At 66.1% G+C, this 13,488-nt stretch carries 12 protein-coding genes; 3 read left to right on the top strand and 9 right to left on the bottom strand.

The genetic code is table 11. The features are described from left to right. Positions 1-250: 250 nt before the first annotated feature. The 7 genes from J2X70_RS16140 to J2X70_RS16110 all read right to left on the bottom strand — a co-directional run bounded on the left by J2X70_RS16140 (position 251) and on the right by J2X70_RS16110 (position 8,069). Entirely contained in the window at positions 251-1,612 is a 1,362-nt protein-coding gene (locus tag J2X70_RS16140) for an ATP-binding protein (protein WP_025877347.1), read from the bottom strand. Next, positions 1,609-2,955 (bottom strand): sigma-54 dependent transcriptional regulator, encoded by a 1,347-nt coding sequence (locus J2X70_RS16135; protein ID WP_223483519.1) that lies wholly within the window; start codon positions 2,953-2,955, stop codon positions 1,609-1,611. Before J2X70_RS16135 ends, J2X70_RS16140 begins: the two co-directional genes overlap by 4 nt. Positions 2,956-3,095: 140 nt before the next feature. Then, the gene (locus J2X70_RS16130; protein WP_218788011.1) at positions 3,096-3,485 is read right to left on the bottom strand and encodes a PDZ domain-containing protein; all 390 of its coding nucleotides are present in this window, start codon (positions 3,483-3,485) and stop codon (positions 3,096-3,098) included. Position 3,486: 1 nt separating this feature from the next. Continuing rightward, entirely contained in the window at positions 3,487-4,701 is a 1,215-nt protein-coding gene (locus J2X70_RS16125; RefSeq protein ID WP_309911198.1) for an FtsX-like permease family protein, read from the bottom strand. Between the two features lie 21 nt (positions 4,702-4,722). After that, positions 4,723-6,027 (bottom strand): ABC transporter permease, encoded by a 1,305-nt coding sequence (locus J2X70_RS16120; protein WP_025877340.1) that lies wholly within the window; start codon positions 6,025-6,027, stop codon positions 4,723-4,725. Between the two features lie 10 nt (positions 6,028-6,037). Further along, complete coding sequence (locus tag J2X70_RS16115; protein ID WP_032976565.1) at positions 6,038-6,760, bottom strand: ABC transporter ATP-binding protein; 723 nt, start codon at positions 6,758-6,760, stop codon at positions 6,038-6,040. A 31-nt stretch (positions 6,761-6,791) separates the two neighbouring features. Beyond that, positions 6,792-8,069 (bottom strand): efflux RND transporter periplasmic adaptor subunit, encoded by a 1,278-nt coding sequence (locus tag J2X70_RS16110; RefSeq protein WP_025877336.1) that lies wholly within the window; start codon positions 8,067-8,069, stop codon positions 6,792-6,794. Positions 8,070-8,283: 214 nt separating this feature from the next. Here J2X70_RS16110 and glmS point away from each other — a divergent pair, with 214 nt between their 5' ends. After that, complete coding sequence (gene glmS / locus J2X70_RS16105) at positions 8,284-10,122, top strand: glutamine--fructose-6-phosphate transaminase (isomerizing) (RefSeq protein ID WP_309911194.1); 1,839 nt, start codon at positions 8,284-8,286, stop codon at positions 10,120-10,122. Positions 10,123-10,564: 442 nt separating this feature from the next. Beyond that, positions 10,565-10,996 carry a CBS domain-containing protein gene (locus J2X70_RS16100; protein WP_025877332.1) on the top strand — a complete coding sequence of 144 codons (432 nt, stop codon included), beginning with the start codon at positions 10,565-10,567 and terminating at the stop codon, positions 10,994-10,996. Between the two features lie 92 nt (positions 10,997-11,088). On the opposite strand, the gene J2X70_RS16095 is transcribed toward J2X70_RS16100, so the two are convergent. Continuing rightward, positions 11,089-11,517 (bottom strand): VOC family protein, encoded by a 429-nt coding sequence (locus J2X70_RS16095; protein ID WP_025877330.1) that lies wholly within the window; start codon positions 11,515-11,517, stop codon positions 11,089-11,091. 125 nt (positions 11,518-11,642) lie between these two features. Further along, complete coding sequence (gene gloA, locus J2X70_RS16090) at positions 11,643-12,161, bottom strand: lactoylglutathione lyase (RefSeq protein WP_059065188.1); 519 nt, start codon at positions 12,159-12,161, stop codon at positions 11,643-11,645. A gap of 126 nt (positions 12,162-12,287) precedes the next feature. Between gloA and J2X70_RS16085 the strand changes: the two genes are divergently transcribed. Then, positions 12,288-13,400 carry a PLP-dependent cysteine synthase family protein gene (locus J2X70_RS16085; protein ID WP_025877326.1) on the top strand — a complete coding sequence of 371 codons (1,113 nt, stop codon included), beginning with the start codon at positions 12,288-12,290 and terminating at the stop codon, positions 13,398-13,400. Positions 13,401-13,488: the final 88 nt, after the last annotated feature.

Here is a 13,488-nt window from a genome sequence, read left to right as displayed (position 1 = left end):
GTGCTCGGCTCGCTTCAAGGCGGACCCAAGTCAAAGGCCACAGCTGCACCCAGTAGGTCCACGCCATGCGTGGATGCTTTTGCTCTGCTTCTCGAGTCCGTCTTGAAGCGAGCCGAGCACCGATGCGCAGCACGACGGCTCGCGGCCGGCGGAATGCTTCTTTTGGTTACTTTTCTTTGCGTACAAAGAAAAGTGACACCCATGAACCGTGATCAACCTTCAGCCATCAACAGAAGAAGGAAGAACAAACCTACCCCACCGGCAACAGGATCGACACACACAGCCCGCCCTCGGTGCGGTTCTGCAGTGACACGCGACCACCGTGCGCCTCGACGATCTCGCGGGTGAGGGCCAGCCCCAGCCCGGTGCCGTTGCGCTTGGTCGAATAGAACGGCATCAGCGCATTCTGCAGCACCTGCTCGTTCATGCCCTTGCCGCGGTCCAGCACATCCAGCCGCAGCCACTGCGGCAGCCGGGTCAGCTGAACCTGCACGTCGTCGTTGGGCGGATCGGCTTCGGCGCAGGCCTCGTGTGCATTCTTCAGCAGGTTGAGCAGGGCCTGGCCGAACTGGGCGATGTCGATCCGGCTGCTCAGTTCCTCGTCGGGTGCACGCTCCATCGTGAACGGAATCTGCTGGCACAGGCTGGACAGGAACGGCGCCCAGTGCACGGTCTGCAGCTGCGGCTGCGGCAGCTTGGCGAAACGTGCATAGCCGCGGATGAAGCCTTCCAGATGGCGGGCCCGGTCTTCGATGGTGGTGAAGATCTCCGGCAGCCGGTCGAAGCGTTCGCGCTTGACCAGTTCGCCGCCGGAGTGCGCCAGCGATGCGATCGGCGCCAGCGAGTTGTTGAGTTCGTGGCTGATCACCCGGATCACCTTCTTCCAGGTCTGTACTTCCTGCCGGCGCAGTTCGGCAGTGAGCTGGCGTACCAACAGCAGGTCATGCGGGCGGCCGTTGAGCTGGAACGCGCGCCGCGACAGGTGATAGACCTGTTCGTCGTCCTCGTCGCCCTCCACACCGTCTTCGCTTTCCGACTTCACCGCAAACAGGCTGTCGCCGCCGCGGCCGATGGCATCGCGCAGTTCCACCGGCAGCTGCTCGAGCACGTCTTCCATGCGCTGGCCTTCCAGCTTCCAGCCGCTGTGCAGCAGCTTGCGCGCGGCCAGGTTGGAGAACACCACGCGGGAAATGCCATCGCCACCGGCGGCGATCAGCAGCATCGCCACCGGGGTGTTCTGCACCATGGTATCCAGCAGCAGTTCGCGCTGCACCAGGCCCTGGCGTTGTGCGCGCAGCACTTCCCCCAGCTCGCGGTGTGCCTGCACCAGGTCACCCAGTTCGTCATTGCCGGGCCAGTAGATGCCGAAGTTGTACTCACCGTCGCGGTAGCTGCTGGTGGTCCCGGACAGCGCCCGCATCAACGAGCGCACCGGTGCGGTGGCGCGGCGCAGCGTCCACCACATCAATGACAGCAGGATGATCGTGGAGACCGTGGTCACCACCCAGCCATGGTCCATCCAGTAGGCCAGCAGCCACGGCAGCGCGGCAGCCAGCGCCAGCACCGGCAGCAGGCGCAGGAACAGGCGGAAGGTGAAGGAGCGTCGCTTCATTCGCGTGGGATGCCGTGACGGTCCATGCGCCGGTACAGCGCCTGCCGGCTCAGTCCAAGCTCGTTGGCCGCCTGTGCGATGACGCCGTGATTGCGCGCCAGCACTTCTTCGATGCGTGCGCGATCGGGATCATTGCCGGCGCTTGGCGTCGGGCGCGGTGCAGCAGATGCACGCGGCAGGTTGAGATCGGCCACTTCGATGCGGTTGCCGGTGGCCAGCAGCTCGGCACGCTGGATCACGTTGCGCAGCTCGCGCACGTTGCCCGGCCACAGGTGGCGCTGCAGTGCGGTGGCCGCCGTGCTGGACAGCGGCTTGCCGATGCTGAGGAAATGCTCGGCCAACGGCACGATGTCGCCGGGGCGGTCGGCCAGCGGCGGCAGCGTCAGTTCCACCGTGTTGAGCCGGTAGTACAGGTCTTCGCGGAACGTACCTTCGCGGATCATCGCCGGCAGGTCGGCATTGGTCGCGCTGACCACGCGCACCTTGACCTGGCGTTCGCGGTTGGAGCCCAGGCGTTCGAAACGTCCTGTCTCCAGCACGCGCAGCAGCTTCATCTGCCCACCCAGCGACAGGTTGCCGATCTCATCCAGGAACAGCGTGCCGCCGTCGGCTGCCTCGAACTTGCCTTCGCGCGCCTTGTTGGCGCCGGTATAGGCGCCGGCCTCGGCACCGAACAGTTCGGCCTCGATCAGTTCGGAGGGCAGGGCGCCACAGTTCACCGCCACGAACGGACCCTTGGCCACCAGCGAGTTGGCCTGGATGATCTGCGCGATCTTCTCCTTGCCCGCGCCATTGGGGCCAGTGATCAGTACCGGCAGCTCCGAGCGCGCGACCTGGCAGGCCAGGGCGATCACCCGCTCGCTGGCGGGGTCGGCGAACACCGCACCACACAATGCGTACTTGTCTTCCAGCGCATGCCGCTGGCGCTGTTCGCGCTGGCGTCGCTGGTCCAGCTCGCGCCGCGCTTCGGACAATTCCAGCAGGTTGTTGACCGTGGTCAGCAGCTTGCGGTCATCCCAGGGCTTGGCCAGGTAGTCGGCGGCACCGGCCTTGACCAGGTCCACCGCGCTGCTCAGGTGGGTCCAGGCCGTCAGCAGGATCACCGGCAGATCGGGGTGGCGTTCGCGGATCTGTGCGAACAGCGCCTCGCCTTCCTCACCGGAGGTGGTGTCCTCGCTGAAATTCATGTCCTGGATCACCAGGTCCACCGGCTGCGATTCCAGCAGCGCCAGCCCTTCGGCCGGGCTCTGCGCCAGCAGGGTGTCGATGTCGTGCAGGGAGAACAGCACGTCCAGCGCGGTTCCCACGCTGGCGTTGTCGTCGATGATCAGGATCGCAGGCATGGGTCGCAAAGAGGGTAGCGCCGGGCCATGCCCGGCGGGGCGGGTGCAGTTGCAGCGGCTGGAACCGCCGGGCATGGCCCGGCGCTACCGGGCCGCTCTGCAATATAGCGAAACCAGCGGTCGCGCAGGGGCGTCCGGACTCAGCGCCGTGGCGGCGGCGGCGGCGGAGCCGGAGGGGGGGGCGGCGGCGCCAGCGCGGGGCGCCACTGGGCCACGTTCACCGGTACCGTGAGCATCCGGCCATCGCGGCGCAGCAGCAGGTGGACGGTGGGCGTCGATGCCGCCCGCACTGCGTCGGCGAGCTGTTCGATCTGCCGCACCGGCGAATCGTCCACGCGCAGGATGCGGTCGCCATGGCGCACGCCGAAGCGCGCCTCCGGGCTGGCCGCATCCACCCTCACCACGCCTTCGGTCGAGCGCAGCGCCAGCCGCGCATCGTCCTGGCGCCACTCCAGCGTCTGCGCGCTGCTGCTGCCGGCGAGTACCGGCAGCGGCAGGGCCAGCAACAGCACCAGCAGGCTGGCGCGCATCTCACGCCCCCCGCGTGGCGACGGCCGGTGGCACCGCCGCAGCGCGGCGGGCCGGGCCGAACACGGCGATCTGCCCCAGCAGCCACAGCAGCGCTGCGCCCAGCGGCAGGTACAGCAGCGGCATGCGCGGCAGCTCGTACATGTTCATCAGGGCCAGGTTGATGGCGTACGCCGCCAGCATGCCCAGCACGATGCCCAGCGTGGCCAGCAGGAAGTTCTCGGTCTGGAAGTAGCGCAGGATCTGCCCGCGGGTGGCGCCCAATGCGCGGCGGATGCCGATCTGCTTGCTGCGCTGCTGCACCCAGAAGCTGGCCAGGCCGACGATGCCCAGGGCGGTGACAACCAGCAGCGCCACGCAGACCGTCACCAGCAGGCCGACCATCGAGCGGTCGTTCTTGAAGTAGTCGGCACGCTGTTCCTGGTAAGTCAGTTTCTCGCGCACCAGGCGGTTGGGGTCGTTGTGCTCCAGCGCGGCCAGCGCACCTTTCAGCACTTCATCGCGGCGTTCCGGCGAAGTGCGCAGCATGTACGGGCCGCGGGTGAAGTCGGTACGCACCGGCAGCATCATCGACAGGGTGCTGTTGTCGTTGTAGTCGGTGGGGGTGGCCAGATGGGCGACCACACCAACCACATGCAGGGCCTGGTTGCCCATGTAGAAGGTCTTGCCCAGCGCACTCTGGTCCGGGTACATCTTGGCGGCGACCTGCTGGTTGATGATCACCGGTGCGGCGCGGTCGGGCTTCGGATTCTTCTGTGCTTCTTCCAGGTCGATGTACTCGCTGGGCTGGAAGTCGCGGCCGGCGACCAGCTGCAGGCCGAGCGTGGACAACGCGTTCTCGCCAACCATGTACTGCGACACGAAGGCTGTCGGCCGTTCCTGGTCACGCTCGCGCGAGATGCTGGTGTTGCTCGAATTGCGGCGGAACGGCAGCTGGTTGACCTTGGCCACGCTGGTCACGCCGGGGATCGCGCGCAGCGATGCCAGGTCTTCGTTGGTGCGGGCCATGGCGTTGGTCTGCTTGCCGATGCCGCTGACCCGGACCATGACCAGTTCGTTCTCGGCCAGGCCGCTGGGCTGGCTGATCTTTTCCACGCGCTGGGTGACCAGGAACAGGGCATTGCAGACGATGGCGCAGGTCAGGGCGATTTCCAGCACGATCAATGCGGCTGCGGTCTTGTGCCGGCGCAGGGTGCTGAGGATGGGGCGGATGTCCATGGGAAGTCCTCGTTCTGGTGCTTACTGCGACTTGAGCTGGATGGCCGGGGTGACCTGCATCGCGCGCCAGGCGGGCAGGAAGCCGGCAGCAATGCTGGCCAGCAGGGTCAGGCCGAGGGCGAGCAGCAGCATGCTGCCGTCGAGGTGGGCCAGCTTGGCGTAATCCACTGGTTGCTGGCGCACCGCGTACAGGCCCAGCAGCGCCAGGCCGATGCCGAGCACGCCACCGACCACGCCTACCGCACCCGCTTCGACCAGACACTGCAGGAAGATCTGCCCGCGGCTGGCGCCCAGTGCGCGACGCACACCGATTTCACCGCTGCGGCGCAGGAACTTGGCCAGCAGCAGGCCGACCGTGTTGACCAGGCAGACACCGAGGAAACCCAGCGCCAGCCACATCTGCAGGCGCACGTCGCTGGGCACTGCGTTGTTGAAGGTCAGCCACTCCATCACGGTGCGCAGGCGCACGTTGGCCGGGCGCTCGAAACGGCCGGCAGCCCGCTGCTGGTCCGAGTAGTTCACCAGGTAGCGGCGGTAGTCCTCGGCCTTGGACGGGTCAAGCTCCACCCAGTACTGGATCCAGGTGCACGGCGCGTTGATCGAATTGCTGTCGTCATCGGGTGCGCCGTCGCGGAAGCAGTTCATGTTGCCGTTGCTGCCGAGCTTGAGGTCCATCGCGGTGGACAGCGGCATCATCAGGTCCTCTTCGCGGCCGTAGTTGCCCACAGTCAGGTCGAAGAAGTGCGGTTCCGGATTCCAGGTGTCCATCACCCCGATCACCCGCAGCGAATGGCCATCGGCACGGATCTCACGGCCGACACTGTCCGCTCCCTGGAACAGCTTGTCGTTGATCACCTTGGACAGCACCACCACGCGGGAGCGACCGTCATCGTCGCTGGCCGTCCAGGCACGGCCATACAGCATCGGCACGTTGAACATCGGGAAGAAGTCAGCCGAGGTCCAGCGGGTATCGATGTTGAACGGCTTCAACGTGCTGCCTTCCGGCTCGATGGTCGCGTCACCGGCACTCATCATCGCCTGGCGCTCGCCACGCTTCTCGCGCAGCAGCGTCTCGGCATCGAAGCGGGTCATCTGGGTCTCCGGCTCTTCGCCGGTCAGGTAACCCGAGCGCGGGCGCGGATCGACCTGCACGTAGAACAGGCGGTCGCTCTTGTCAGGGATCGGGTCGCCGGACAGCACGTGGAACACGGTCAGGGTGGTCATCGAAGCACCGATGCCCAGCGCGATGGCCACCACCATCAGCGCGGTCAGTACCTTGTTGCGGCGGAAGCTGCGTACCGCCAGTCGGGCGTAGTAGGCGAACATGGTCGTGCCCTCACTCGTTGACGGCGACGATGCGACGCGGGGTGGCCAGCACCGGCTCGCGCACCAGGTCGGTGACCTGGCCGTCGACGATGTGCACGTTGCGCTGCGCGCGTGCGGCCAGTTCCGGGTCGTGGGTGACCATCACGATGGTGGTGCCGGCGGCGTTGATCTCCTCCAGCAGTTCCATCACCCCGCGCGCCATCTGCGTGTCCAGGTTGCCGGTCGGTTCGTCAGCCAGCAGCAGACGGGGGCTGCCGGCCAGGGCACGGGCGATCGCCGCGCGCTGCTGCTGGCCGCCGGAGAGTTCGTTCGGGTAGTGCTTCATGCGCGAGCCCAGGCCAACCTGGCTCAGCGCCTTCTCGATGCGCTCGCGGCGCTCGCCGGCGCTCATCTTGCGGTAGCGCAGCGGCACGTCCACGTTGTCGAACAGGTTGAGGTCCGGAATCAGGTTGAAGCCCTGGAAGATGAAGCCGATCTTCTGGTTGCGCAGGCGGCTGCGGGCATCATCGCCGAGCTTGCTGACGTCCTGGCCATCAAGCATGTAGGTGCCGCTGGTGAAGGTTTCCAGCAGGCCGGCGATGTTGAGGAAGGTGGTCTTGCCGGAGCCGGACGGACCGGTGACGGCGACGAACTCGCCTTCCTTGACCTGCAGTTCCAGTGAACGCAGCGCGTGGGTTTCCACCTGTTCGGTACGGAAGACCTTGGCGACCGAACGCATTTCGAGCATGTACATGGGGTGTCCTCTCTCCAGGATGTATGAGTTGTCAGTTGACGGAGACGCGTTCGGCGTCCTTGAACAGGTCGCTGCCCGAGACCACGATGCGGTCCCCCGGCTGCACACCCGACTTGATTTCCACTTCGCCCAGGCTGCTGACGCCCAGTTCGATCGGACGACGCACCGCGGTGCGGCCATCCATTACGTACGCCACACCGTTGCCCTGTTCCACGAACGGGCCGCGCTCGACCTTCATGACATTCCTGCGGGTATCCAGCAGCACCCGCACCGACATCCGCTGGCTCTGGCGCAGGCCTTCAGGCTGGGCTGCGGCAAAGCGGACGCGTGCGTTGACTTCGCCATTGACCACTTCCGGCGACACCGCACTGATCTCGCCCGGGAACGGCTGGCCATTGCCGCCGGTCAGCTGCGCCGGCATGCCGATCGCCAGATCGCGCGCGAAGCTCTCCGGCACCTTGATCTCGACTTCGAACTTGGACAGGTCGACCACGCCCAGCACCGGCGCGTTGGCGGCAAGGTTGGTGGCCTGGGTGGCCTGCACCTGACCGACCTGGCCATCGAACGGTGCACGCAGGGTCAGTGCGTCCACCTGGCGCCGCACTTCGGCCACTACGGCCTTCTGGCGGTCGGCCAGCAAACGCTTGTTGCGTGCGTCCAGGTCCGCGCCCTGGCTCTGCAGGCGTGCATCGGTGGTGGCATTGACCAGGCTGATGTCGGCCTTCTTCAGGGTGTCCTGGGCCTTGGCCAGATCGATCTGCGGCACCGCGCCGCCATCGAAGCCGCGCTGGTAGCGCTGCAGGTCGCGGTCGGCGGCCTGTCGCTCGATGCTGGCTTGGTCGGTTTCCTTGCGCGATTTGGCCCGGGCCAGGGTGGCATCCAGGTTGGCGCGGCTGGCCTCGGCCTCCAGGCCGGCCAGGGTGGCCTCCTCCTGGGCGAGCTTGCTGCGCAGCTCGGGGCTGTCGATGATCGCCAGCTCCTGGCCCTTCTTGACCACGTCACCGGCGACCACCTTCAGGTCCACCGTGCCGGCGGAGATGGCGTACAGCACCGGGCTGTTGGCGGCGATCACGCGGCCGTCGGCGGCGATGTCGCGCACCAGGTCGCCGCGCTGCACTTCGGCGATGCGCACCCGGCTGCTGTCGAACGAGCTGCTGGCATTGGACCAGGCATGCACGGCCCAGCCGATGCCGGCCAGCAGCGCGATACCCGCCAGGGCCGGCCAGCGGTAACGGTGCCATGCGGCCTTGGGGGCACTGGCTGAAGCGGAGGAAACGATCTGGTCCTGGGCGGAGGTGTCGCGGATCATCGGGTTCGTGCCTGTCGGTGGTGCCAGAGTGGTGCTATGGACAAAGCACACAGCGTGCCAACTTTATTTCCTTTTCCATCAATGAGTTGAACGTGTGTCGCTACTGTCCGGGTGTCCGCGGACACCTTTCCGGACACTTTCATTAAGCGGACAGGAGGGGGCTGGCGGACGCGCAGGCTAGAATGCGGCGACCGTCTTCAAGGAAATGCGTGACATGTGTGGAATCGTGGGTGCGATCGCCGGGCGCGACGTGGTGCCGCTGCTGATCGAAGGACTGAAGCGACTGGAATACCGCGGCTACGATTCCTCCGGCATCGCCGTGATCGATCAGGCCGAACGGCCCGAGGTGCGCCGCGTACGCCGCACCGGTCGTGTCTCGGAGATGGCCACTGCTGCCGAGGCTGAAGGCTTCAACGCCAGCCTGGGTATCGGCCACACCCGCTGGGCCACCCATGGTGGTGTCACCGAGGCGAACGCGCATCCGCACATCAGCCATGGCGTGGCGCTGGTGCACAACGGCATCATCGAGAACCATGAGGAGCAGCGCGAGAAGCTGCGCGTGCTGGGCTATACCTTCGAGTCGCAGACCGACACCGAAGTGATCGCCCACCTGATCCACCACCATCTGAAGAAGGGCGATGACCTGCTGGTCGCGCTGCAGCACACGGTGAAGGAACTGACCGGTGCCTATGCGCTGGCCGTGGTCAGCCGTGCCGAGCCGGAACGCTTCGTCTGTGCCCGCATGGGCTGCCCGCTGCTGGTCGGGCTGGGCGAGGGCGAGAACTTCGTGGCGTCCGATGTGTCGGCCGTGCTGTCGGCCACGCGCAAGGTGATCTTCCTGGAAGAGGGCGACACCGCCGAGATCCGCCGTGATGGCGTGAGCATCTTCGATGGCAACGATCAGCCGATCGAGCGCGATGTGCATCTCTCCGATGTCTCGCTGGCATCGCTGGAGCTGGGCCCGTACCGCCACTTCATGCAGAAGGAGATCCACGAGCAGCCGCGTGCGCTGGGCGACACCATCGAAGCGGCGATCGATGCTGGTGGCTTCCCGGCCGAACTGTTCGGCAAGAATGCCGAAGCGGTGCTGTCGGGTATCGAGGGCGTGCAGATCCTGGCCTGTGGTACCAGTTACTACTCGGGCCTGACCGCGCGCTACTGGATCGAGGCCATCGCCGGCCTGCCGTGCAGCGTGGAGATCGCCAGTGAGTACCGCTACCGCGCCGCGTATGCCAATCCCAAGCACCTGATCGTGACCATCTCCCAGTCCGGCGAAACGCTGGACACGATGGAAGCGCTGAAGTACGCCAAATCGCTGGGCCACACGCACACGCTGTCGATCTGCAACGTGCCGGAAAGCGCGATTCCGCGCGCCAGCGAACTGGTCTGCTACACCCGTGCCGGCGCCGAGATCGGCGTGGCCTCGACCAAGGCGTTCACCACCCAGCTGGCCGCGCTGTTCCAGCTGACCGTGGTGCTGGGCAAGCTGCATGGCCGCGTTGATGCCGCACAGGAAGCGGACTACCTGGAGCAGCTGCGTTTCCTGCCGGGCAGCGTGCAGCATGCGTTGAACATGGAACCGCAGATCGCCGCATGGGCCGAGCGCTTCGCACGCAAGAGCAGTGCGCTGTTCCTCGGCCGTGGCCTGCACTATCCGATCGCCCTGGAAGGCGCGCTCAAGTTGAAGGAAATCTCGTACATCCATGCCGAGGCCTACCCGGCCGGCGAGCTCAAGCACGGGCCGCTGGCGCTGGTGGACGAGGACATGCCGGTGGTGGTGATCGCACCCAACGACAGCCTGCTGGAGAAGGTCAAATCCAACATGCAGGAAGTGCGCGCGCGTGGCGGCGAGCTGTTCGTGTTCGCCGACCAGGACAGCAACTTCAACGCGTCCGAAGGCGTGCACGTGATCCGCACCCCGCGCCATGCCGGCGTGCTCAGCCCGGTGGTGCACACCATCCCGGTGCAGCTGCTGGCGTACCACACCGCGCTGGCGCGCGGCACCGACGTGGACAAGCCGCGCAACCTGGCCAAGAGCGTTACGGTGGAGTAACACTCGGATCCATTGGATGCTGCATGCGAAAGGGGCCCACGTGGCCCCTTTCGTTTACGACGCTGGCGCTGCCAAGTGGGACAGCTGCCGGGTTTTCTGTCCGCAGTCGGCAGCAGGCAATCAATCTTTAATGCGCGACATCGCCTGTATTCAGCGGCGGTTTCAGCCGCGGTGCCATTCTCTGGATCGTCAGTTGGTTCCTACGACGAACTGTCCCATCGATGCCGCTAGTGACCGATGGTCGCAGTCGTAGAATCGAGTTGACCGAGATCCGGGTTGAGCCGTTGAACCCCCTCGTTCGTGTTGCAGCACGACGTCTGCCGATCCATTCCAAGCGGCAGGTGGGTGCGCCAGACGTGCACTGAAAGGTCTGTTCCCGGGGAGGGGGCGAATCGGCAGAGCACACTTTTTTGACTTCAGTGACCTGCACCAGGAAACAAGAATGAACGTCCGCGAGCTCCTGCAATCCAAGAAAGAAGCTGTCATCACCATCGACACGGAAGACACGATCGGTGCCGCCGCGCACAAGATGAGCGCGAATAAAATCGCCGCACTGGTAGTGATGAAGGATGATGCGCCGGTCGGCATCATTTCCGAAAAGGACATCGTCCGCAGCCTGGCCGATGATGGCCCGCAGGCCGGTCGCCGGGTGATTTCCAGCCTGCCGTCCACCGGCCTGGAAGGCATTGCGCCGGACGCCACGTTGAAGCAGGCCATGTCCCTGATGACCTACTCGCGTCGTCGCCACCTGATGGTCACCGACGGCAGCAAGCTGGTCGGCATCCTCAGCCTGGGTGACATCGTGAAGAACCTGCTGGGCGAGCTGGAGCTGGAAAAGGCCGTGTTGCAGGACATCTACATGGCGGCCCACTGAGGCCTGCGCTGTGTGATGAAACGAAGCCGGGCATTGCCCGGCTTCTTCGTTGGTAGCGCCGGGCCATGCCCGGCGAGCGCGTAGCGCAGGAATCAGAAACTGACCTTCACCGAATCGGCGCTGTAGTTCGCCGGGCCGTGGTAGACGACCTCGATGTTGTTGCCATCCGGATCGAGCACGAAGGCGCCGTAGTAGCCGGGATGGTACGGGCGCTCGCCGGGCGCGCCGTTGTCCTTGCCGCCAGCCGCCAGCGCAGCGCTGTGGAAAGCATCGACGGTGGCGGTATCGCGTGCCTGGAACGCCAGATGGTGGCGACCGGTCAGCTGGCCGGCAGCGGCCTCGCTGCTGGCGCTGGAAATGAACAACTCGTCGGCCCAGAAGTAGTCATCGCCTTCGCCGGCCACCGGGATGCCGATCGTGTCGAACACCGCCTGGTAGAAGCGGCGGCTGGCGGCCAGATCGCGTACGACCAGCTGGATGTGGTCGATCAATCGCCCACGGTGCAGTTCCATCGTTTCCATACGAACCTCGCAAAAAAGGGGGACGGAGTCGGTAGCGCCGGGCCGGGCCCGGCGAGCGCGCAGCGCGGCCTGCTCAAGGCCGCCGGGTATGGCCCGGCGCTACCGGAATTGTGCCCCTTTCTGGGTCAGGCGTTGGCGATGATCTCGACCCAGTAGCCGTCCGGGTCCTTGATGAAGGCCAGGTTCTTCATGCGGCCGTCGGTCAGGCGCTTCTGGAAGGTGACGCCCAGGTCTTCGAAACGCTGGCAGGCCGCTTCGATGTCCGGCACCGACACGCAGATGTGGCCGAAGCCGCGCGGGTCGCTGTTGCCGTCGTGGTAGACGGCGCCTTCCTGGTTCTCGGTGCCATGGTTGTGGGTCAGTTCCAGCACGCCCGGCAGGCCGGCCATCCACAGGCGGCGGGTGTTGTCATCTTCCGGCACCACGGTGCCGGCCGGTACGTAGGCCAGGAAGTACAGGCTGAACTGGGCTTCGGCGAAGTCGCGCTTGTCGATCAGCTGGTAGCCCAGCACGCGGGTGTAGAAGTCCAGCGAGGCGGTGGCGTCCTTGACCCGCAGCATGGTGTGGTTGAAGACGAAGCCGGTGGTCTCGGCCGGGGCCTGGGTGGCGACGCCGGGGACATCGCGCAGGGCGGGAATGGTCATGGGGGAGGTCCTTCAGACAGGGCCGTTGCCGGCCGGATGGGTGTCATTCTACGGGCCGGCAGCTGACGGCACCGCGACGTACAATGGCCGGATCGCACCGTTCCGTCCTGATGACCATTGCCCGCCATGTCGCAGCGTGAATGGGTGGCCGCCGCCATCCGCAAGATCGAAGCCGATTTCAACCGTTCCGCCGATACCCATCTGATCCCGCTGGCGCTGCCCGGGTTCGAGGGCATCGAGGTGTACCTGAAGGATGAATCGAGCCATCCCACCGGCAGCCTCAAGCACCGGCTGGCGCGTTCGCTGTTCCTGTATGCGCTGGCCAACGGCTGGCTGCGTGAAGGACGGCCGGTGATCGAGGCCTCCAGCGGCTCCACCGCCGTTTCCGAGGCCTACTTCGCGCGCCTGCTCGGCCTGCCGTTCATCGCAGTGATGCCGGCCACGACGTCGCCGGAGAAGATTGCCGCGATCGAGTTCCACGGTGGCCGCTGCCATCTGGTCGAGCGCGCCTGCGACCTCAACTGCGATTCGGAAAAGCTGGCCCGCGAAACCGGCGGCCACTTCATGGACCAGTTCACCTATGCCGAGCGCGCCACCGACTGGCGTGCCAACAACAACATCGCCGAATCGATCTTCAAGCAGATGGCCGAGGAGCCCAGCCCGATTCCGGACTGGATCGTGTGCAGCCCCGGCACCGGCGGTACCGCAGCAACGCTCGGGCGCTACGTCAGCTATCGCCGGCATGACACCCGCATCCTGTGTGCGGACCCGGAAGTCTCGGTGTTCTACGATGGATACCAGGCTGCCCTGGCCGGCGGCAACGAGTGGCGCGGCATGACCTGCAACGGCGGCTCGCGGGTGGAAGGCATCGGCCGGCCGCGGGTGGAGTCCAGCTTCATCCCGACCAGTGTCGATGCCATGGTGAAGGTGCCCGACGCCTTGAGCCTGGCTGCGATGCGTCATGTCAGCCGCCAGCTGGGGCGCCGCGTCGGTGGCTCCACCGGCACCAACTTCATTGGCGTGCTGCAGGCCGCGCAGTGGATGCGCGAGGCCGGCCGCCAGGGCAGTATCGTCAGCATCCTGTGCGACAGCGGCGATCGCTACGCGCACAGCTATTACGACCCGGCCTGGTATGTGCGGCAGGGAATCGATGTGGACGCTGCCGACGCGCAGGTAGCGGCGGCGGTGGCCGGGCAGGGCCTGCCTGGATTGCCGTGGTGCAGTCTGGAAGCGCTGTAAGCCCGTCAGGCATCCGCCGGGCATGGCCCGGCGCTACCAGGACAGGTCGGCAGCGCCGGGCCATGCCCGGCGAGCGCAGCGGCGCATT

It is taken from the genome of Stenotrophomonas sp. 1337, from assembly GCF_031455455.1.
GTDB classification, from domain to species: Bacteria; Pseudomonadota; Gammaproteobacteria; order Xanthomonadales; family Xanthomonadaceae; genus Stenotrophomonas; species Stenotrophomonas indicatrix.
This window is presented reverse-complemented; position numbering and strand designations above follow the sequence as displayed.